Source organism: Streptomyces sp. NPDC041124, from assembly GCF_055592385.1.
On sequence record NZ_JBVIYR010000002.1, the window covers coordinates 437,591 to 458,669 of the forward strand.

At 73.6% G+C, this 21,079-nt stretch carries 17 protein-coding genes; 12 read left to right on the forward strand and 5 right to left on the reverse strand.

The window, feature by feature from the left end; genetic code table 11:
• The first annotated feature begins 54 nt into the window (after window positions 1–54).
• Window positions 55–660, forward strand: a complete 606-nt coding sequence (locus ACZ6A9_RS06405; protein ID WP_468979438.1) for an RDD family protein — start codon at window positions 55–57, stop codon at window positions 658–660.
• Here ACZ6A9_RS06405 and ACZ6A9_RS06410 read toward each other — a convergent pair.
• Window positions 620–1,411 (reverse strand): endo alpha-1,4 polygalactosaminidase, encoded by a 792-nt coding sequence (locus ACZ6A9_RS06410; RefSeq protein ID WP_468979441.1) that lies wholly within the window; start codon window positions 1,409–1,411, stop codon window positions 620–622. The two genes, ACZ6A9_RS06405 and ACZ6A9_RS06410, sit on opposite strands and share 41 nt — an antisense overlap.
• A gap of 298 nt (window positions 1,412–1,709) precedes the next feature.
• On the opposite strand from ACZ6A9_RS06410, the gene ACZ6A9_RS06415 reads away from it, so the two are divergent.
• The 7 genes from ACZ6A9_RS06415 to ACZ6A9_RS06445 all read left to right on the forward strand — a co-directional run bounded on the left by ACZ6A9_RS06415 (window position 1,710) and on the right by ACZ6A9_RS06445 (window position 12,587).
• Window positions 1,710–3,251, forward strand: coding sequence for a leucyl aminopeptidase (locus tag ACZ6A9_RS06415; RefSeq protein ID WP_468979447.1), 1,542 nt, complete (start codon window positions 1,710–1,712; stop codon window positions 3,249–3,251).
• A 352-nt stretch (window positions 3,252–3,603) separates the two neighbouring features.
• The gene (gene lpdA / locus ACZ6A9_RS06420; protein ID WP_468979454.1) at window positions 3,604–4,992 is read left to right on the forward strand and encodes a dihydrolipoyl dehydrogenase; all 1,389 of its coding nucleotides are present in this window, start codon (window positions 3,604–3,606) and stop codon (window positions 4,990–4,992) included.
• 62 nt (window positions 4,993–5,054) lie between these two features.
• Window positions 5,055–6,899 (forward strand): 2-oxoglutarate dehydrogenase, E2 component, dihydrolipoamide succinyltransferase, encoded by a 1,845-nt coding sequence (gene sucB, locus ACZ6A9_RS06425; RefSeq protein ID WP_468979456.1) that lies wholly within the window; start codon window positions 5,055–5,057, stop codon window positions 6,897–6,899.
• A gap of 220 nt (window positions 6,900–7,119) precedes the next feature.
• Window positions 7,120–7,743: a GntR family transcriptional regulator gene (locus ACZ6A9_RS06430; protein WP_468979458.1), complete on the forward strand. Its 624-nt coding sequence runs from the start codon at window positions 7,120–7,122 to the stop codon at window positions 7,741–7,743.
• Window positions 7,744–8,161: 418 nt separating this feature from the next.
• Window positions 8,162–10,864: a pyruvate dehydrogenase (acetyl-transferring), homodimeric type gene (gene aceE, locus ACZ6A9_RS06435; protein WP_468979461.1), complete on the forward strand. Its 2,703-nt coding sequence runs from the start codon at window positions 8,162–8,164 to the stop codon at window positions 10,862–10,864.
• Between the two features lie 67 nt (window positions 10,865–10,931).
• Complete coding sequence (locus ACZ6A9_RS06440; protein ID WP_468979467.1) at window positions 10,932–11,909, forward strand: helix-turn-helix transcriptional regulator; 978 nt, start codon at window positions 10,932–10,934, stop codon at window positions 11,907–11,909.
• Between the two features lie 156 nt (window positions 11,910–12,065).
• Window positions 12,066–12,587 (forward strand): DUF4240 domain-containing protein, encoded by a 522-nt coding sequence (locus ACZ6A9_RS06445; RefSeq protein ID WP_468980679.1) that lies wholly within the window; start codon window positions 12,066–12,068, stop codon window positions 12,585–12,587.
• Window positions 12,588–12,733: 146 nt separating this feature from the next.
• Here the strand turns inward: ACZ6A9_RS06445 and ACZ6A9_RS06450 are convergent, their stop codons facing one another.
• Complete coding sequence (locus ACZ6A9_RS06450; RefSeq protein ID WP_190095597.1) at window positions 12,734–12,907, reverse strand: hypothetical protein; 174 nt, start codon at window positions 12,905–12,907, stop codon at window positions 12,734–12,736.
• A complete protein-coding gene (locus tag ACZ6A9_RS06455; RefSeq protein WP_468980682.1) occupies window positions 12,900–13,730 on the reverse strand; it encodes a peptidoglycan recognition protein family protein in 831 nt (276 codons plus the stop codon). Before ACZ6A9_RS06455 ends, ACZ6A9_RS06450 begins: the two co-directional genes overlap by 8 nt.
• A gap of 285 nt (window positions 13,731–14,015) precedes the next feature.
• On the opposite strand from ACZ6A9_RS06455, the gene ACZ6A9_RS06460 reads away from it, so the two are divergent.
• Entirely contained in the window at window positions 14,016–15,200 is a 1,185-nt protein-coding gene (locus ACZ6A9_RS06460) for a MarP family serine protease (RefSeq protein ID WP_468979476.1), read from the forward strand.
• 7 nt (window positions 15,201–15,207) lie between these two features.
• Here ACZ6A9_RS06460 and ACZ6A9_RS06465 read toward each other — a convergent pair whose 3' ends face one another.
• The gene (locus ACZ6A9_RS06465; protein WP_468979481.1) at window positions 15,208–15,696 is read right to left on the reverse strand and encodes a GNAT family N-acetyltransferase; all 489 of its coding nucleotides are present in this window, start codon (window positions 15,694–15,696) and stop codon (window positions 15,208–15,210) included.
• Window positions 15,697–15,768: 72 nt separating this feature from the next.
• Between ACZ6A9_RS06465 and ACZ6A9_RS06470 the strand changes: the two genes are divergently transcribed.
• Together ACZ6A9_RS06470 and ACZ6A9_RS06475 are read left to right on the forward strand one after the other, a co-directional pair.
• A complete protein-coding gene (locus ACZ6A9_RS06470; RefSeq protein ID WP_468979486.1) occupies window positions 15,769–16,671 on the forward strand; it encodes a TIGR01777 family oxidoreductase in 903 nt (300 codons plus the stop codon).
• 261 nt (window positions 16,672–16,932) lie between these two features.
• Window positions 16,933–18,336 carry an NAD(P)/FAD-dependent oxidoreductase gene (locus ACZ6A9_RS06475; protein ID WP_468979492.1) on the forward strand — a complete coding sequence of 468 codons (1,404 nt, stop codon included), beginning with the start codon at window positions 16,933–16,935 and terminating at the stop codon, window positions 18,334–18,336.
• A gap of 224 nt (window positions 18,337–18,560) precedes the next feature.
• On the opposite strand, the gene ACZ6A9_RS06480 is transcribed toward ACZ6A9_RS06475, so the two are convergent.
• Window positions 18,561–20,024, reverse strand: coding sequence for a regulator (locus ACZ6A9_RS06480; RefSeq protein ID WP_468979498.1), 1,464 nt, complete (start codon window positions 20,022–20,024; stop codon window positions 18,561–18,563).
• A gap of 234 nt (window positions 20,025–20,258) precedes the next feature.
• Between ACZ6A9_RS06480 and lipB the strand changes: the two genes are divergently transcribed.
• Complete coding sequence (gene lipB, locus ACZ6A9_RS06485; protein WP_468979501.1) at window positions 20,259–21,056, forward strand: lipoyl(octanoyl) transferase LipB; 798 nt, start codon at window positions 20,259–20,261, stop codon at window positions 21,054–21,056.
• Window positions 21,057–21,079 lie beyond the last annotated feature (23 nt).

The following is a 21,079-nucleotide window of genomic DNA, read 5'->3' on the forward strand; positions in this document are numbered from 1 at the left end:
GGACCGGCCCGCTAGCGTGGTCGGCCGGACGGACGGGAGAACGGGGGGACGTCGATGCCGGCATTCCGGCGCGCCATGGCCTGGCTCATCGACTTCGCCCTGGTGGCGACCCTGGCCTCGGCGCTCGCGGTGCTCACCTTCAACCGCGTGTCCGCGCTGGTCACCGACGTCCCCGAGCTCGCCGCGCGCGGCGGCTTCGACCTGCTGACCTCGCGCGGTGACGTGCTCGACGCCTCCGGCGACCTCGGTGTGTCCCTGTGGGACAAGTCGGTGCTGTACGTCCAGCAGGCCTTCGGGCTGCTGGTCGTCACCACGTTCCTCTACCAGTGGGCCTGCCTCGCCCTGGCCGGGCGCACCGTCGGCAAGGGTCTGACCGGGCTGTGGATCACCCCGCGCGTGCCCGGCCGGGCGGCGCTCAGGGCGGCGGTGACCACGGCGGCCGACGTCGCCGTGTACGCCGTGGCCTGCGTGCTGCTGGTCGAGGGGGAGGTCCTGCTGTCGGTGCTGGTGTGGACGGCCGCGGTGGCGCTGTTCCTGGTCAACGCCCTGCCGGTGCTCGGCCCCGCCCGGCGGTCCCTCGCCGACCGGGTGGCGGGCACCTCGGTGACCGGTCTCGGGCTCAGCACGGCCGGCGCCACGCGTCCAGTTCGTACTTCTTGAGCAGGGAACTCAGCCGCAGGCGGCGGGAGTCGGCGCAGAAACGGGCGGTGGGCAGCTCGTACTCGACGTGGAAGACGGCCTTGTCCGCCTCGACGAACGGCGTGAGCGCGTCGCACTCGTCATACTGGGCGCACTGCTCGTTGACCGCGAAGTCGAAGTCGCCGACCAGCTCGGGGATCTGGCCGAGGTCGTTCTTCAGACCGACGGCCAGTCCGCGCTCGTGGGCGAGCCGGGCGATCAGCCGGTTGTAGCGGAGCTGGTCGGCGGCGGTGAGCGGGAAACCGGTGCGGTTGCGGTAGCCGTCCATGTTGTCCGGCTCCACCGCGTCGAACCCCTTGTCGCGGCACATGTCGAACCGCTCGGCCATGAGCGGTTCCAGGACGTCGGTCCGGCGGATGTCCAGCCAGCGCTCGCCCTCCCAGCCGTTTCCCCGGCCGATCACCGAGGCGGGGAAGTCGTCCGCGTCCGGCCGGAAGTCCTCCCAGGCGCCCGTGGACAGGTAGCAGATGACCTTGCGGCCGTCGCGGTGCAGCCGCGCCACCGTCGCGCGGGAGTGGTCGAAGCCGTCGATGTCGTACACGGGCACGTCGACGGAGGTGTCGAGCCGGCCGCTGAGCTGCCACTGCCAGGCGGTGCCGGGGCGGGGCCGCCAGCGGTCGCCGGGCGGGGACCCGGCGTCGGGCGCGGGGGCGCCGGAGCAGCCGGCCACCAGCAGGGCGAGCAGCAGGACAAGCAGGAACGGTCGTCTCACCGGGCGGTCTCCACGGGATGGCGTGATCGGTACGGACACCACCGAAGACGCTCCTCGCGGTCCGGCGGTTGTGGCGGCGGTGCCCGGAGACGGGCCCCGACGTCACCTCACGGCGAACACCTGGATGAATGAGCGAACGCACAGACGCGCGTAGGCTCGTCCCGAGTGTCCGCCGGTACCGGGAGGGGCCCCCGACGAGGCCGCACCCGGACAGCGCAACTAGGGTCGGCTGCCGGGCCCGGTCGACCCACACCTTTCGGCCACCGCAACTTCACATCGGAAGCGAGATTCCACCACCGTGACTGCTCTCACTCTCAGCACCGCCGCGGTCCCCGGCCTGCGGGTCGACGCGATCGTGATCGGTGTCGCCAAGGGCTCTGCCGCAAAGGCCTCGGGCCCGGTCGTCGCACCGGGCGCCGAGGCCGTGGACCAGGCGTTCGACGGCGGGCTCGCCGGCGTACTGGAGACTCTCGGCGCGTCCGGTGCCGAGGGCGAGGTGACGAAGCTCCCCGCTCCGTCCGGCTTCAAGGCACCGCTCGTGGTGGCGGTGGGCCTCGGCGCCCAGCCCGGGAAGGACTCCGGGTACGACGCCGAGGCGCTGCGCAAGGCGGCTGGTGTGGCCGCCCGAGCCCTCGCGGGCACCAAGAAGGCCGCCTTCGCCCTGCCCCTGACGGACGCCGCCGACGCCGGCGCGGTCGCCGAGGGCGTGCTGCTCGGCGCGTACTCCTTCGACGCCTACAAGGTCGACGGCGGCTCCGCCAGGAACGGCAAGAACGGCAAGGCCCCGCTCGGCGAGGCCGCGCTGCTCGGCGGCAAGCCCCGCGACAAGGCGTTCAAGGCCGCCGTCGAGCGGGCCACCGCCGTCGCCGAGGAGCTCAACCGCGCCCGCGACCTGATCAACACCCCGCCGAACGACCTCAACCCGGAGGCGTTCGCGGCCGTCGCCCAGGCGGCGGCCAAGGAGCACGGCATCAAGGTGCAGGTGCTCGACGAGAAGGCCCTCGCCAAGGGCGGCTACGGCGGCATCCTCGGCGTCGGCGCCGGCTCGGCGGCCGGCCCGCGCCTGGTGAAACTGTCGTACACCTCCTCCAGGGCGAAGAAGCACCTCGCCCTGGTCGGCAAGGGCATCACCTACGACTCGGGCGGCATCTCGCTGAAGCCGGCCGGTCACAACGAGACGATGAAGTGCGACATGAGCGGTGCCGCCGCGGTGTTCGCCGCGGTCGTCGTCGCCGCCCGGCTCGGCCTGGAGGTCAACGTCACCGGCTGGCTGGCGCTGGCCGAGAACATGCCGTCCGGCTCGGCCACCCGCCCCGGCGACGTGCTGCGCATGCTCAGCGGCAAGACCGTGGAGGTGCTCAACACCGACGCCGAGGGCCGGCTCGTCCTCGCCGACGCCCTGTGGGCCGCCTCGCAGGAGAAGCCGGACGCCATCGTGGACGTGGCGACCCTGACCGGCGCGATGGTGCTGGCGCTGGGCAACCGCACCTTCGGCATCATGGCGAACGACGACGCGTTCCGCTCTGCGGTGCACGAGGCCGCCGAGGAGTCCGGCGAGCCGTCCTGGCCGATGCCGCTGCCCGAGCACCTGCGCAAGGGCATGGACTCCGCCACGGCCGACATCGCCAACATGGGCGAGCGGATGGGCGGCGGCCTGGTCGCCGGCCTGTTCCTGCGCGAGTTCGTCGGCGAGGGCATCACCTGGGCCCACCTCGACATCGCCGGACCGGCCTTCAATGAGGGCGGCCCGTTCGGGTACACGCCCAAGGGCGGCACCGGCTCCGCGGTGCGCACCCTGGTGCGCCTGGCGGAGCGGGCGGCCGCCGGCGACCTGAGCTGAAGTCCGGCTGCCGGCCGGGGTCTCGCACGCGGGCCGGGTGAGGCCCCGCCGTCCACCGGCGGGTCCGTCCGCCGTGGGCCGGACGCGGACGGCGGGTGACCGGCCGCGTCCGGCGCGGGGCCGCGGCGCGGCGGTCGCGGCCGGCCCTCGGGGCGGGCCGCGCCGCCGCCTGCGGCACGGGAACGTGGGACGTGTCACACAACGGCCCGGCGTCTCGTTCAGGCGTGACAAGTGCGAGGATAGGGCTCGGCAGGACAGGGCCCACCCAAGGGCCGAGAACATTGAGCGGCCGGACACCAGCCGCCGACCGGTCACTGGAGACCGGCGTGGCGCAATGCATGGAGGACGTGACGTGGCGAACGACGCCAGCACCGTTTTCGACCTAGTGATCCTCGGCGGTGGCAGCGGTGGTTACGCCGCGGCCCTGCGCGGGGCGCAGCTGGGCCTGGACGTCGCCCTGATCGAGAAGGGCAAGGTCGGCGGTACCTGCCTGCACAACGGCTGCATCCCCACGAAGGCCCTGCTGCACGCGGGCGAGATCGCCGACCAGGCCCGCGAGAGCGAGCAGTTCGGTGTGAAGGCCACCTTCGAGGGCATCGACATGGCGGCCGTCCACAAGTACAAGGACGACGTGATCGCCGGCCTGTACAAGGGCCTGCAGGGGCTGATCGCCTCCCGCAAGGTCACCTACATCGAGGGCGAGGGCCGGCTGTCCTCGCCCACTTCCGTGGACGTCAACGGTCAGCGGGTCCAGGGCCGCCACGTCCTGCTGGCGACCGGTTCCGTGCCGAAGTCGCTGCCCGGTCTGGAGATCGACGGCAACCGCATCATCTCCTCCGACCACGCCCTGGTCCTGGACCGCGTGCCGAAGTCCGCGATCGTCCTGGGCGGCGGCGTCATCGGCGTCGAGTTCGCCTCCGCGTGGAAGTCCTTCGGGTCCGAGGTCACCGTCATCGAGGGCCTGAAGCACCTCGTCCCGGTCGAGGACGAGAACAGCTCGAAGCTGCTGGAGCGCGCGTTCCGCAAGCGCGGCATCAAGTTCAACCTGGGCACCTTCTTCGAGAAGGCCGAGTACACCCAGGACGGCGTGAAGGTCACCCTGGCGGACGGCAAGGAGTTCGAGGCCGAGGTCCTGCTCGTCGCCGTCGGCCGCGGCCCGGTCTCGCAGGGCCTGGGCTACGAGGAGGCCGGGGTCGCCATGGACCGCGGCTACGTCCTGGTCGACGAGTACATGCGCACCAACGTCCCCACGATCTCGGCCGTCGGTGACCTGGTCCCGACGCTCCAGCTCGCGCACGTCGGCTTCGCCGAGGGCATCCTGGTGGCGGAGCGCCTGGCCGGTCTGAAGACCGTCCCGATCGACTACGACGGTGTCCCGCGGGTGACGTACTGCCACCCGGAGGTCGCCTCCGTCGGCATCACCGAGGCCAAGGCCAAGGAGATCTACGGCGCAGACAAGGTCGTCGCCCTGAAGTACAACCTGGCGGGCAACGGCAAGAGCAAGATCCTGAAGACCGCGGGCGAGATCAAGCTCGTCCAGGTCAAGGACGGTGCGGTGGTCGGTGTCCACATGGTCGGCGACCGTATGGGCGAGCAGGTCGGCGAAGCCCAGCTGATCTACAACTGGGAGGCTCTGCCGGCCGAGGTGGCGCAGCTCATCCACGCCCACCCGACGCAGAACGAGGCGATGGGTGAGGCCCACCTGGCGCTGGCCGGCAAGCCCCTCCACTCCCACGACTGACGCCCTCGGTCACCGGGCGCGACGACACAGACTTCCGCACTTTTAAAGGAGCAACCGAAACCATGCCGGTTTCCGTAACCCTTCCGGCGCTCGGCGAGAGCGTCACCGAGGGCACCGTCACCCGCTGGCTGAAGGCCGAGGGCGATCGCGTCGAGGCCGACGAGCCGCTGCTCGAGGTCTCCACCGACAAGGTCGACACCGAGATCCCCGCTCCCGCCTCCGGCGTGCTGTCCTCCATCAAGGTCGCCGAGGACGAGACCGTCGAGGTCGGCGCCGAGCTGGCCCTGATCGACGACGGCTCGGGCGCCCCGGCGGCCGAGCAGGCCCCGGCCGCGGAGCAGGCCCCGGCGGCCGAGCAGGCCGCTCCGCCGGCTCCCGCCCCGGAGCCGCAGGCGCAGCCGTCCACCGAGCAGCCCGCCCCGGCTCCGGCGCCCAGCGCCGAGGCCTCGGCCGGCGGCGGTTCCGCCGAGGGCACGGACGTGGTCCTGCCCGCGCTCGGTGAGTCCGTCACCGAGGGCACCGTCACCCGCTGGCTGAAGTCGGTCGGTGACAGCGTCGAGGCCGACGAGCCGCTGCTGGAGGTGTCGACGGACAAGGTCGACACCGAGATCCCGGCGCCCGCCTCCGGCACGCTGCTGGAGATCGTGGTCGGCGAGGACGAGACGGCCGAGGTCGGCGCCAAGCTCGCCGTCATCGGTGAGGCCGGTGCCGCTCCGGCCGCCGCCCCCGCCCCGGCCGCTCCCGAGGCCTCGGCGCAGCCCGAGCCCGCCCCCGCGCAGCCCGAGCCCGCCCCCGCGCAGCCCGAGCCCGCCCCGGCTCCCGCTCCCGCCCTGGCGGCTCCGGCTCCCGCTCCGGCCCCGCAGCAGGCCGCCCCGGCCGCTCCGGCGCCCGCCCCGGCCGCTCCGGCACCGGCGCAGCAGGCCCCCGCCGCCCCGGCCCCGGCTGCCGCTCCGGCCGCCGCCCAGGCCACGGACGAGGGCGCCTACGTGACCCCGCTGGTGCGCAAGCTCGCCGCCGAGAACAGCGTCGACCTGTCCACCGTCAAGGGCACCGGCGTCGGCGGCCGTATCCGCAAGCAGGACGTCATCGCCGCCGCCGAGGCCGCCAAGGCCACCGCGGCCGCCCCGGCTCCGGCCGCCGCCGCCGCGCCCGCCGCGAAGAAGGCCCCGGCGCTCGAGGCCTCCCCGCTGCGCGGTCAGACGGTGAAGATGCCGCGGATCCGCAAGGTCATCGGCGACAACATGGTCAAGGCCCTGCACGAGCAGGCGCAGCTGTCCTCGGTGGTCGAGGTCGACGTCACCCGCCTCATGAAGCTGCGTGCCCGTGCCAAGGACGCGTTCGCGGCCCGTGAGGGCGTCAAGCTCTCCCCGATGCCGTTCTTCGTCAAGGCCGCGGCGCAGGCGCTGAAGGCGCACGCGCCGATCAACGCCAAGATCAACGAGGCCGAGGGGACCATCACCTACTTCGACACCGAGAACATCGGTATCGCGGTGGACTCCGAGAAGGGCCTGATGACCCCGGTCATCAAGAACGCCGGTGACCTCAACATCGCCGGCATCGCCAAGGCCACGGCGGAGCTGGCGGGCAAGGTCCGCGGCAACAAGATCACCCCGGACGAGCTGTCCGGCGCGACCTTCACCATCAGCAACACCGGTTCGCGCGGCGCGCTGTTCGACACGATCATCGTGCCGCCGGGCCAGGTCGCGATCCTCGGCATCGGTGCCACGGTCAAGCGTCCGGCCGTCATCGAGACCGAGGAGGGCACGGTCATCGGCGTCCGCGACATGACCTACCTGACCCTCTCCTACGACCACCGCCTGGTGGACGGCGCCGACGCGGCCCGTTACCTGACGGCGGTCAAGGCGATCCTGGAGGCCGGCGAGTTCGAGGTCGAGCTCGGCCTGTGACCCGACGGGTGATCTCCGGCCGCTGAGACGGTCCCGCGGTGCCCCCGTCCGGAAGCCCCCTGAGGGCTTTCCGGGCGGGGGCACCGGCGTATGGGGCGTGTAAGTCTCGTCTCACCTGGGCGAAAGCGCCCCTGTGCGCCCCTGCGGGGTGGGCTCACGGCCGTATTGTCTATTCGTCAAAGCCCCCCGGGGGCCCGAGGGCCCCGCTAAGGAGCCCCTCATGACCGCGCCCGTCGTCCACTCGCTGCGCGAACAGATCCGCGAGCACATCCTGGAAGGGATCATCAGCGGACGCTGGAAGCCGGGCGAGCGGATCGTGGAGCGGCGCATCGCGACCGAGCTGGAGGTCAGCCAGACGCCCGTGCGGGAGGCGCTGCGGGAGCTGGAGTCGCTGCGGCTGATCGAGTCGGCGCCGAACAAGGGCGTGCGGGTGCGGAACCTGACGGCCGCCGACCTGGAGGAGAGCTACCCCGTACGGGCCGGTCTGGAGGCGATCGCGGCGGAACTGGCGGCGGAGCGGCTGGCGGAGGACTGCTCGGCGCTGGAGCCGCACGTCGCCGCGCTGTACGAGGCGGACCGGCTGGCCGACGGGACGGGGCAGGTGCGGCACACGGTGGCGTTCCACCGGGAGCTGGTGCGGGCGGCGGGCAACTCGGTGCTGCTGCACACCTGGGAGGGGCTGGGGATCGAGGTGTTCACCGCGCTGTCGATACGGTGGCTGGGGACGGTGCAGCAGTCGTACGCGGAGGAGCACGAGGAGCTGGTCGCGGCGTTCCGGCGGCGTGATCCGCGCATCGCGGAGCTGGTCAAGGCCCATGTGCTGGGGTGCGCGCCGCGGGCGTAGCGAGAGCTGTTCACCCCCGCCGCCCCTTTCCGTCCCGTCCCCGGGGGCTCTGCCCCCGGACCCCCTTCGCGCAGTTCCCCGCGCCCCTGCTGGGGGGCGGGGAACTGCGCGATCCGCCCCCACCGGCGTGCGGCGGACATACCTCCCAAGCGCCCCGTGCTCTTCCGCGCGCACCGTGCCTCACCTGCGCAAACAGCCCGACTGAACAGTCACCCGGTGCCACCGCCGGAGGCACCCCGTGCCGACTTTCTCGGTATCGAGAGGTTTTGCCCCTCAACCCTTTGATCGATCATCGATCAGGGGGTTATTGTCGCCTGCGGACTTCCACCGAAGTCCCCGCCCTGTCCTGCCAAAGACCTAGGGCACCCCCGAACCCTTACCGATGAGGGAACCCCCTTCGACTGAGGAAGGCGGCGACATGACCGACCCCAACGCCATCCAGCCGAGCGAGCTCGACCAGCTCCCGGACCGCGACCCCGAGGAGACCGCCGAGTGGCAGGCCTCCCTGGACGCCGTCACCAAGGCGGCCGGGCCGCACCGTGCCGCATACCTGATGCGCCGCACGCTGGAGCGCGCCGAGGGCGCCGGCATCGCGCTGCCGAAGCTCCTCGAAACCGACTACGTCAACACCATCCCCACCTCCGCCGAGCCCGCCGTGGACGGCGACGAGGCGCTGGAGCAGCGCATCACCGCCTGGAACCGCTGGAACGCGGCCGCCATGGTGACCAGGGGCAGCAAGTACGGCGTCGGCGGACACATCGCCACCTTCGCCTCCGCCGCCTGGCTGTACGAGACCGGGTTCAACCACTTCTTCCGCGGCAAGGAGGGAGACGGCTCGGGCGACCAGCTCTACATCCAGGGCCACGCCTCCCCCGGCATCTACGCCCGCGCCTTCCTCGACGGCCGGATCGGCGAGCAGCAGCTCGACAACTTCCGCCGCGAGGCCGGGGGCAACGGCCTGCCGTCGTACCCGCACCCGCGCCGGCTGCCCTGGCTGTGGGAGTTCCCCACCGTGTCGATGGGCCTCGGGCCGATCTCCGCGATCTACCAGGCGCGCTTCAACCGCTACCTGACCAGCCGCGGCATCAAGGACGTCTCCGACTCCCACGTGTGGGCGTTCCTCGGCGACGGCGAGATGGACGAGCCCGAGTCGACGACCGCGCTCACCCTCGCCTCCCGCGAGCAGCTGGACAACCTGACCTTCGTCATCAACTGCAACCTGCAGCGCCTCGACGGTCCGGTCCGCGCCAACTTCAAGATCGTGCAGGAGCTGGAGGCCCAGTTCCGCGGCGCCGGCTGGAACGTCATCAAGACGCTGTGGGGCACCGCGTGGGACGAGCTGTTCCGGCTCGACACCACCGGCGCCCTGGTACGCCGCCTGCGTGAGGTACCGGACGCGCAGGTGCAGACGTACCAGACGCGCGACGCCGCCTACATCCGCGAGGACTTCTTCGGCAAGGACCCGGCGCTCGTCGAGATGGCGAAGCTGCTGAGCGACGACAAGATCCTCGAGTGCTTCCACCTCTCGCGCGGCGGCCACGAGTCCCGCAAGGTCCACGCCGCGTACAAGGCCGCGCTCGCCCACAAGGGCGCGCCGACGGTGATCCTGGCGCAGACCGTCAAGGGCCACACGCTCGGTGAGGGCTTCGCCTCCAAGAACGCCAACCACCAGATGAAGAAGCTGTCGGTGGACGAGTTCAAGGCGATGCGCGACCGGCTGGAGCTGCCGATCCCGGACGCGCGGTTCGTCGACGGCCAGGTGCCCTACGTCCACCCGGGCGCCGACTCCCCCGAGGTCCGCTACCTCCAGGAGCGCCGCGCCGCGCTCGGCGGTCCGGCCCCGGCCCGCCGCGTGCACCCGGTCGCGCCGCTGCCGCAGCCCGCCGACAAGGCCTTCGCCGCCTTCGACAAGGGCTCCGGCTCGCAGAACGTGGCCACCACCATGGCGTTCGTCCGCCTGGTCAAGGACCTGGTCCGCGACAAGGAGACCGGCAAGCGCTGGGTGCCGATCGTCCCCGACGAGGCACGCACCTTCGGCATGGAGAGCCTCTTCCCGTCCCTCGGCATCTACTCGCCGATGGGGCAGACGTACGAGCCGGTCGACCGCGACCAGCTGATGTACTACAAGGAAGCCAAGAACGGCCAGATCTTCAACGAGGGGATCACCGAGGCCGGCGCCATGGCCGAGTTCGTCGCCGCCTCCACGTCGTACTCGACGCACGGCGAGACGATGATCCCGTTCTACATCTACTACTCGATGTTCGGCTGGCAGCGCACCGGCGACCAGATGTGGCAGCTCGGCGACCAGCTCGGCCGCGGCTTCCTGGTCGGCGCCACGGCGGGCCGCACGACGCTGACGGGCGAGGGCCTCCAGCACGCCGACGGCCACTCCCCGGTCATCGCGGCGACCAACCCGGCGGCACTGACGTACGACCCGGCGTTCGCGTACGAGATCGGCGTCATCGTCAAGGAGGGTCTGCGCCGGATGTTCGGCGAGGCCAGGCCGGGCGAGGACCAGGACGTCTTCTACTACCTGACGGTCTACAACGAGCCGCTGCCGCAGCCGGCGAAGCCGTCGGCGGCCGGCGTCGACGAGGGCATCGTCAAGGGCCTGTACCGCTTCAACACGGCGGAGACGGCCGGGCTCACCCCCGCCGCCAACGCCCCGCGCATCCAGCTGCTCGGCTCCGGCACGGCGATCCACTGGGCACTGAAGGCGCAGCGCCTGCTCGCGGAGGAGTGGGGTGTGGCCGCCGACGTGTGGTCCGCCACCTCGTGGACCGAGCTGCGGCGCGACGCGCTGGAGGCCGACGAGGCGCTGCTGCGCGGCGAGGAGCGGGTGCCGTTCGTCCGGCGGGCGCTCCAGGGGGCCGAGGGCCCGGTGCTGGCCGTGTCGGACTACATGCGCCAGGTCCCGGACCAGATCGCGCAGTGGGTCGATCAGGACTACACCTCGCTGGGCGCCGACGGCTTCGGTCTGTCGGACACCCGTGAGGCGGCCCGCCGCCACTTCGGCGTCGACGCCGAGTCCATCGTCGTCGCCGCCCTGGCCCAGCTGGCCCGGCGCGGCGAGGTGAAGGCCGCGGCCGTGAAGGAAGCCCGCGAGAAGTACGGCCTGTGAGGGTCCGGTCATGCAGGAGGCCCCCGGCGCTCACCGAGCGCCGGGGGCCTCCTGCATGATGTGCTCCATGCGCGCTGCCCGGTTGATCAAGATGGTGCTGCTGCTCCAGTCCCGGCCCTCCATGACCGCCGCCGAACTGGCACGCGAGCTGGAGGTGTCGGAGCGGACCGTGACCCGGGACGCGCAGGCGCTGTCGGAGGCCGGAGTGCCGGTGTACGCGGACCGGGGACGGATCGGCGGCTACCGGCTGGTCGGCGGGTACCGGACGCGGCTGACGGGGCTGGCGCGCGGTGAGGCGGAGGCGCTGTTCCTGTCGGGGGTGCCGGGCGCGCTGCGCGAGATGGGCCTGGAGGACGCGGCCTCGGCGGCGCGGCTGAAGGTGTCGGCCGCCCTGCTGCCGTCCCTGCGGGACGCCTCCCGCACGGCGGCCCAGCGCTTCCACCTGGACGCCCCGAACTGGTTCCGCGAGCCGACGACGCCCGAGCTGCTGCCGGCCGTCGCGGACGCGGTGTGGGACGACCGGCGGATCACCGCACGCTACCGGCGCGGCGAGGACGAGGTGGAGCGGGAGCTGGAACCGTACGGGCTCGTGCTCAAGGCGGGCGTCTGGTACCTGTGCGCGCGGGTGGCGGACCGGGACGCCTTCCGGGTGTACCGCATCGACCGGTTCACGGCGGTGGAGGCGGGCGGGGAGCGCTTCGAGCGGGCGGCCGACTTCGCGCTGCCGGCCTTCTGGGAGGAGCGGGCGGAGCAGTTCGCGCGGTCGCTCCTGCGGGCGGAGGTCGTGGTGCGGCTGTCGGCGGAGGGCGCGCGCCGGCTGCCGCACGTCGTGGATCCGCCGGCGGCGCGGGAGGCGTTGGCGGGGGCGGGCGACGCCGACGAGGACGGACGGGTGACGGTGACGCTGCCGGTGGAGTCCGAAGAGGTCGCGCACACGCAGCTGACGGCACTGGGGGCGGAGGCGGAGGTGCTGGCGCCGGCGAGGCTGCGGGAGCGGTTCGCGGCGGACGCGGCGCGGCTGGCGGAGGTGTACGGGCGGCGGTGACGGGGCCGGCCCCGGGCCGGCGTTCTCCGCCCCCGCCGTCCCTGGGGGCTCCGCCCCCGGACCCCCGTTCGCGCGGTTCCCCGCGCCCCTGTACGCGCGTCCGTGCGTGCACTGCGGGTGCGTCCGCGAGACGCAGGGTCGATGCTGGAGCACGTGATGGACGAGACGGAGTTCTGGGAGCTGGTGGACAACGCCCGGGAGGACGCCGAGGGCGACCCGGAGGAACAGGCCGATCTGCTCGTGGAGCGGCTCGTCCGGCTGGATCCGGAGGCCGTCCTGGACTTCGCCCGTCACTTCGAGTCCCGCTACCACCGCGCCTACCACTGGGACCTGTGGGGCGCCGCGTGGGTGCTCCTCGACGGGGCGAGCGACGACGCCTTCGACTCCTTCCGGTGCTGGCTGATCGGTCAGGGCCGTGAGGTCTTCGAAGGGGCCCTGCACGACCCGGACGCGCTGGCCGACCTGCTGGACGACGACTTCGACGAGGAGATCGACGGCGACGGCGAGGACCTCGGCTACGCCGCGGACGAGGCCTACGAGCAGCTCACCGGGACGGTGGCACCGGACCTGGAGCTGCCTCCGGCCCCGGTGGAGCCGGAGGGCACACCGCTCGACTTCGAGGACGAGGCGCTGCTCGCCGAACGCTATCCGCGGCTCTGGGAGCGCTTCCGGGACTAGGTCCGTCCCGCGGACCGTGCCGCGGCCCCCGTGGGTCCGCCCCCCGCCCGAGCCGGTCTCCCGAGCCGACCGGGCACGGCAGCCCGCGCGCGGCTTGATCCGCCGGAGGGGCCCTCGCGGGCTCCGCTCCTCGTCTCCTCGTCCGGTCACAGCCGCCGGTGGGGGGTCGGCGCCTGGCGCAGGGGGGCCGCGTTGGCCTGGGTGAGGGCGGAGGCGGTGTGGGCGGCCGGGCCGAGGACGACGGCCGCGGCGGCGCACAGCGCCGCCCAGGGGCGGCGCAGCGCGTCCGCCCAGGTGGTACTTCGAGGGGTGTCACTCATGGGTGTGCTCTTCGTTCTGTGTGACGTTCCGCTTCAGGGTGTCCCGTGTGGATGCGGCGGCCTCCTCTCGCATGGCCCGCTCTGCGGTGTCGCGGCCCTGGATGCGGGCCGCGAGGGTCCTGATGTCGGGGAGGCGGGCCTGCAGGGCGGCGCCCGGGCAGCTGGTCATGAAACCGTCGCTGTGGCCGGCGACCGCGTGCAGCGTGGCGGCGGTGCCGGCCGCGTAGCGGCTGCCGCCGTTGCTGGAGACCAGCCGCACCTCGGCGCGCGGATCGGTGCCGGACGTGCCGAGCTTCCACGCGGCCAGTGCGGCGATCGCGTCGAGCATCTCGGACGGCACGTGGGCGCCCTCCGTGAAGGTGCCGAGAGCGGCGATGCCGGTGGTGCGGTGGTTGAAGCCCTGGGTGTGGGCGCCGGTGACGGGGCGGTCGGTGCCGCCGGCGCGGCCCTCGTAGATGGTGCCGCAGCGGTCGACGACGAAGTTGTATCCGAGGTCGTCCCAGTCCCGGCCGACGGTCTGCCCCTCGTACAGGCCCTTGATGATGGCGGGCGCCTCCGCGCAGTCGTACGTGCCCGGCGAGTCGGTGTGGTGGATGAAGACCGCGACGACCTCGTCGTCGTAGCGCGGTGGCGGCTGCTCGCGGGCGCCGTCGCCCAGCCAGACCGCGCGCGGCACGATCGGCGGCCGGGGCGCCCGGAAGGCGGGTTCGGCCCGTGCGGCGGCGGAGGCCGTGCCGGCGGATCCCGCGGCCCGCTCGACGCCGTAGGCGCACAGCACCAGGGCGACGGCGGCGGCCACGCCCGGCAGACAGCCGAGCGCCACCGTGGCGGCTGCCGGCAGCCGGCGGGTGCCGCGCCCGCCGGGTATCCGGGAGGCGCGGCGCTTCCGCGCTCCGCGCGGTCGTCTCGGAACACGCATGGCCCCACTGTGGGTCCGGTCGGCGGGGTCCGCGATCCGTGCTGTGCCATCCGGTGGAACCATCGTGTCGGTCCGCGACGTTCTCCCCGTTACACGCGCGCGTGGCCGCTGCCCGGCGGCCGTCGCGCGCGTGGCTGATCACCGGGCCCCTCCCCCACGTACAGGGGGCCCGAGAGAAAGGCGGCGTGTGTGGACCTGCTCGACATCCTGCTGTTGCTGGTCGTCCTGGCCTACGCGGCGTCCGGTTACCGGCGCGGGCTGCTGGCCGGCTGTGTCTCGCTGGCCGGTTTCGTGGGCGGTGCGGTCATCGGCGTGTGGATCCTGCCGTGGGTCATGGACCTGGTGACGGCGGGGACGACGGGGGCGACCGTGACGGCCGTGTTCACGGTGCTGCTGCCGGCCGTGGTGGGTCACGAACTGGCGGGGCGGCTGGCGCTCCGGCTGCGGCGGGAGCTGGACCGGGGCCCGCTCAGAGTGGCGGACGGGCTCGGCGGCGCGGTGGCGAACTCGGTGGCCGTGCTGATCGTGGCGTGGGTGGCGGCGAGCGTGCTGGGGGCGTCGTCGTCCCCGCTGGTGACGTCGGCGATCCGCGACTCGCGGCTGCTGGGCGCGGTGCAGGACGTGATGCCGGACACCACTCCGGGCTGGTTCTCCCGGGCGACCTCGGCGCTGACCGAGGCGGGCTTCCCGCAGGTGTTCAACCCGTTCGAGAACGAGTCGACCGCCGAGGTCGCCGAACCGTCCGGCGACAGCGTGACGGCGGCCGCGACCCGCGCGGCGCAGCGCAGCACGGTGAAGGTGGAGGGCGTGGCGGGCACGCAGGGCCGCGAGGGCAGCGGGTTCGTGTACGCGCGGGAGCACGTGATGACCAACGCGCACGTGGTGGCGGGCATCGACGAGCCGACCGTGCGCGTGGGCGGGGTCGGGCGGACGTACGAGGCGCGGGTGGTGCTCTTCGACCCGCAGAAGGACGTGGCCGTGCTGTACGTGCCGGACCTGGGGGCTCCGGTGCTGGACTTCGTGGACGACGCGGGGCGCGGCGACTCGGCGGTGGTCGCGGGCTATCCGCAGGACGGCGACCTGAACCTCCAGGCGGCGACGGTGGCGGGCCGTCTCCAGGCCAGGGGGCAGAACATCTACAGCGACGCGACGGTCACCCGCGAGATCTACTCGATCCGCTCCACCGTCCGCCCCGGCAACTCCGGCGGCCCGCTGCTGACCACCGACGGCCGGGTGTTCGGCGTGGTGTTCGCGCGCTCCACCACGGACGCCGAGACGGGGTACGTCCTGACGGCGGACGAGGTCGCGGAGGACGCCGAGCGCGCCGCGGAGGCGACGGCGCCGGTGGACACGGGCGAGGTGGTGACCTCCTAGCGGCCGGTCACAGCAGCGGCCGGCCCATCGCGACGTCGTCGACGTACGCGCCGTCGAGGAAGAACTCCCCGGGCAGCACCCCTTCCACGGCGAAGCCCTCCGACGCGTACAGCGCCCGGGCGACCGTGTTGTGGCCCAGGACGCGCAGCGTGATGCGGCGGGCGCCCCGGCGTCGGGCCTCCGCCACGGCGGCCCGCACCAGGGCCCGGCCCGCGCCCCTGCCGCGCGCCTCCTCGGCGACGGCGAGGCCGCGGATCTGCTGGACGTGCGCGTTGGACTTGAGCGGGGTCGGGTGGCCGAGCCTGATGTAGCCCACGAGGCGGCCGTCGTGCTCGGCGACGAGGTGGGCGTCGGGCCCGCACGTCTCGCGGAAGAACGGTTCGTCCGGCTCGGGCCGGGGCATGACGGCGAACTCGTGGGACCAGGTCTCACGGTCGAGGCGTGCCAGGTCTCCCTCGTCCTCGGGGCGGGCGGGGCGTACGAGCGGCTCGGTCATGGCCTTGAGGTTACGGCTGCGGCGAGTGGTCCCGCCGAGAATTTCGCGCCGCCGGGGGGCAGGATGGACGGCATGGAGCGTTCGCGAATCGCGGTGGCCGGGGCGTCCGGGCTCATCGGGGCCGCCCTGGTGCGGTCCCTGACGGCTGACGGGCACTCGGTGGTCCGGCTGGTGCGGGCTGAGCCCCGGGGGGCGGACGAGGTCCGGTGGGACGCGGAGCGGGGATCCGTGGACGCGGCAGGGCTCGCCGGGTGCGAGGCGGTGGTGAACCTGGCGGGGGCGGGCGTCGGCGACCACCGCTGGACGGACGCCTACAAGGCGCGGATCCGCGCCAGCCGGGTGGGGGGCACGACCGCGCTGGCCGAGGCGCTCGCCGGCCTGCCCGAGGACGTCCGGCCCCGGGTGTTCGTGAACGGCAGCGCGATCGGCTACTACGGCGAGACCGGTGACCGGGCGGTGGACGAGAGCGCGCCACCGGGTGAGGGGTTCCTGCCGCGGGTGTGCGTGGAGTGGGAGGCCGCGGCGGCGCCCGCGCGGGAGGCGGGCGTGCGGACGGTGTTCGCGCGGACCGGCCTGGTGGTGGCGCGCGGGGGCGGAGCGTGGGGCAGGCTCTTCCCGCTCTTCCGGGCCGGTCTGGGCGGGCGGATGGGCGACGGACGCCAGTACTGGTCGTTCATCGCCCTGCACGACGAGGTGGCGGCACTGCGCCACCTCCTCGACACCGACGGGCTGTCCGGCCCGTTCAACCTGACGGCCCCCCATCCGGCGACCAACCGGGAGGTCACCGCGACGATGGCCCGGGTGCTGCGCCGGCCGGCGGTGCTCCCGGTGCCGGAGGCGGTGCTGCGGACGGTTCTGGGCGAGATGGCCGGGGACGTGCTGGGCAGCGCCCGGGTGCTGCCGGCGCGGCTGCTGGAGTCGGGCTTCCGGTTCGCCTTCCCGCGGATCGAGGGGGCGGTGCGGGCGGCCCCGTGAGCGGCCCGCGGCAGGCCGCCGAGCGCCGCCCCGCGAGCGGATCCGGTCGAATCCGACCGCTGCGCGCACGAAACTGAGCCCCCTGCGACCTCACCGTGCCCATCCGGTGTGTGTATGCGACCGTCGTGCGCCCGTGCACTGCCCATGCGCGACTGACCCGGCGACCGGACACGGACCTAACCTCGACCGGAACTCGGGTATCCCTGGGGCCTGTTGAGGGCATGACGTCTCCAGCGCCCGCGCAACCTCGAGGAGGGGCACGTGCTTGAGCCCACGTACCAGGCGGACGTCGTCGTCGTGGGAGCCGGGATCGCCGGACTCTCCGCGGCTCGACGACTGACCAGCGCAGGAGTCACCACCATCGTCCTGGAGGCAGCCCACGAGGTGGGCGGTCGCATGGCGACCGAGGAGATCGACGGCTTCCGGCTCGACAGGGTCGGGCGGCTGCTGTCCACGGCGTATCCCGAACTGCGGGAGACCCCGGGGCTCGACGGGCTGGTGCTGAAACCCTTCGATCCCGGTGTCCTGCTGCACAGCGACGGACGGCACCACCGCGCCGGCGCGCAGCCGGGCGCGCGGGGGGCGCGCAGCGCGAGGGGCGCACTCCATGCGGTGCGCGCCCTGGCGAGCACTCCCCGGCCCGGGGCCGGCCCCAGGAAGCCGGTGGCCGTGCCGGGCCGGCAGGTGTCCGTGCCCCGCAACCGCAGCGGCGCTCCGCTGGGCACGGCGGTGGACCAGGCCCGGCTGGGGGCGGCGCTGACCAGGCTCGCGGGCACGCCCGCCGAACGGCTGCTGGCCCGGCCGGAACTGCCCGCCGCCGAGGCACTGGTGACCCGGGGCCTGCCCGCCCGCACCGTCGACGGCTTCCTGCGCCCGCTGCTCGCCGCGCTGTTGTGCGACCCGGACCTCGTGACGTCCAGCCGGTGCGCGGATCTGGCCCTGCACTCCTTCGCCGGCGGGCGGCTGTGCCTGCCGGAGGGCGGCGCGGAGACGCTGCCGCGGCGGCTGGCGCGGACGCTGCCACCGGGCACGGTGCGCACGGGGGTGCGGGTCACGTCCGTGTCCACGACCTCGGTGACCACCGCGGAGCACGGCGAGTTCCGGTGCGGCGCGGTGCTGGTCGCGACGGGGGCGCGGGCGGCGGCGGAGCTGCTGCCGGGACTGCGGGTGCCGGGCTTCCACCCGGTGACGGTGGTGCACCACACGACCGACGCGGTCCCCTCGACCGGTGCGTCGCTGCTGCTGGACGCGGACCGGGGCGGACCGGTGGCGCACACGGCGCTCGTCAGCGCCGTCGACCCGTCCCGCGCGCCGGCCGGCCGCACGCTGGTGACCTCCACGGTCCTGGGGCCGGCGACCCCGGGGGTGGACACGGCGGTGCGGATGCATCTGGCGCGGCTGTACGGGGTGTCCACGGCGCGGTGGGAGACGCTGGCGGTGCGTCACACCGCGGAGGCGGTGCCGCAGATGCGGCCGCCGCACGACCTGCGGCGGCCGGTGCGCCTGCTGGCGGGGCTGTACGTGTGCGGGGACCACCGGGACACGGGGTCCGTGCAGGGGGCGTTGCACTCGGCTCGGCGGGCGGCCGCGGCGCTTCTCGCGGACCTGGGCGTGAGCCGTTCGCTGCACACGGCGGAACCGGTCCCGACGGCGCACGCGGCGTGACGCTGCCACACCGTGCTTGAGCGCACCCCCGGCGCCGCTGCGGGCCGGGAGGGTCCGCGCAGCCCGGCGCGGGCGGGGTGCCGTCGCGCCCGCCCTCCCCCATCGCCCCTGCGGCAGGACTGCCCGCGGAGAGCGGAGGGCGGCGGCACGACGGCGGACAGCGGCGCCGCAGGCGTACGACCGACCACCGTCAGCCGGCCGGCGACCCCGCCGCGACGCACCCGTCAGCTGTGGGCTGCCACCCTGTCGCGGTAGGTGCGGACCGGGCCCGCGTCACGGTACGGCTCGAGTCTGCGTTCGAAGTCGCGGACGTACTCCACCGCCCGCACCGAGCGCATCTCGGCCGCCTGCCCGGCCGCCTCCGCGGCCAGCTGACACGCCTGGTCCAGTTCACCGAGCCCCAGCCGCGCGGTGGCCAGCACCATCCGGCAGAGCAGCCTGCTGCGGGCGTACCCCGGCGACCGCAGCTGCAGCGAGCGCTCGGCATGCTGCGCGGCGGCCCGGAACTGCTGCAGGTCCCGGTGGCAGTGACCGAACTCGTCCGCGAGCTGCGCCTCGTCGAACGAGCGCGCCCAGTACGGCACCTCGTCCCCCACCCGCGCGCCCTCCAGCGCGCGTTCCGCGCGGGCCAGCGCCGCCGTGGAGGCCCGCACCTCTCCGAGCACCGCGTGCCCCCGCGCCTCGGCGGCGTGCAGCATCGACTGCACGGCGGCCGGTGCGGAGCCCCCCGCCCCCTGCTGGGCGACCCGCGCGAGCTGCACGGCTTCCCGCCCGTGCCCGAGGTAGACGGCCTGCCGGCTCATGGTGACCAGGACGTACGCGCCGTAGGGCCGGTCCCCCGCCGCCTGCGCGAGCCGCAGCGCCTGCACGAAGTACCGCTGGGCGAGCCCGTGCGCGGCGATGTCGTACGAGGTCCACCCGGCCAGCCGGGTCAGGTCCGCGGCAGCGGCGAACAGCCGGCGGCCCGTCTGCTCGCCGTACGTGCCCCGCAGCATCGGCTCGCACTCGTGCTCCAGGTACCGCACGAGGGCCTGGCGGGCGTGCCCGCCCCCGTACGCGTCGTCGAGGGTGCGGAACAGCTCGGCGACCGACCGCAGCGCGGCGATGTCGCCGCCGGTGACCCGCTGCCCCGGCCCGCGCTCGGCGGCGCCGCGCCTGCGGGCGAGGAGGTCGGGCGTCAGCAGGGTGCGGGGCGCGGGGCGCCCCTGCGCGGGCACCCGGGCCGGCGGTTCGGCGCGGGCGACCTTCTCGTCGGCCCGCCCGATGAGCCAGTCCCGGCTCGGTACGACCAGCCCGGCCGAGGTGAAGGCGATCTTGCGCAGTTCGGCATGGCTGCCGGAGTCCTTGCGCCACAGCCCGCTGACGATGTCGACGGCCTCCTCGGGACCGGCCGCGAACTCCAGTCCCGCGTAGACCGGGGCGCAGGCGTCGAGGCCGAGGTCCTGGGCGGTGAGGCGGCGCCCCAGCCGCCGGGTGAACACCTCGGCGATCAGCGCCGGCGTCGTCCCGCGCGGCTGCTGACCGCGCAGCCAGCGCGTCACGGAGGTCTTGTCGTATCTCAGGTCGAGTCCGTGTTCGAGACCGAGCTGGTCCACGCGACGGGCGAGTCCCGCGTTGGAGAACCCCGCTTCTGCGATGAGCGCGGCGAGCTGTCGGTTGGGCGTGCGCTGCGCGGGTCGTTCCGTCATCTGCGGTGCGGTCTCCTGCCTTCCGGCTGTGGGGTGCCCGGATTGCCTGTGAGCAGCCCATTCGGCGTCATGGGACGGCGCGAATGTAGCGGAGAGTGAGCACCTGATCGCAGGCAACAACCGGCATTCATCCGATCGTGTGAGGATTGACCCGAAAGCTGACGGGCGGGCGGCGGACGTACAGTGGCGTGGGCGCGTCGCGCGCCTGACGACGTTCTTGGGAGGCGTGTCGCCGTGAGTGAGTTGCGGTTCGTCCGGATGGGCTTCGGGGCCGAGGCCGTCGACTACCAGCTGGCCTGGGACGAGCAGCGCCGGGTGCACGCGGCGCGGTTCGCCGACGAGGCGCCCGACACCGTGATCCTCCTGGAGCACCCCCCGGTCTACACGGCCGGCCGGCGCACCGAGGCGAGCGAGCGCCCTCTCGACGGCACCCCCGTCATCGACGTGGACCGCGGCGGCAAGATCACCTGGCACGGCCCCGGCCAGCTGGTGGGCTACCCGATCCAGAAGCTGCCCCGCCCGGTGGACGTGGTCGCGCACGTCCGGCGCCTGGAGGAGGCGCTGATCCGCACCTGCGCCGACTTCGGCCTGGAGACCACGCGGGTCGAGGGCCGCAGCGGCGTCTGGGTCCTCGGCGACCCGGTCGAGCAGCGCCCGGCACTGGGCGGGCTCTCCCTCGACTTCGACCCCCGGCTGCAGGACGACGAGTTCGACCCCCGCCTCGACGGCCCGGAGTACGCGCCGTCCAACGCCGGCCAGCGCCGCGAGGACCGCAAGATCGCCGCGATCGGCATCCGGGTGGCCAAGGGCGTCACGATGCACGGCTTCGCGCTGAACGTGAACCCCGACAACAAGTGGTTCGACAAGATCATCCCGTGCGGGATCCGCGACGCGGGCGTCGCCTCCCTGGCGAACGAACTCGGCCGGGACATCACGATCGACGAGGTGCTGCCCGTGGTGGAACGCCACCTCCGGGACATCCTCCTCAACGCCGAGCTGAAGCCCCGGGAGATCGAGAGAACACCGGCATAAAGGCCGCCCGCCCGGTGTTGAAC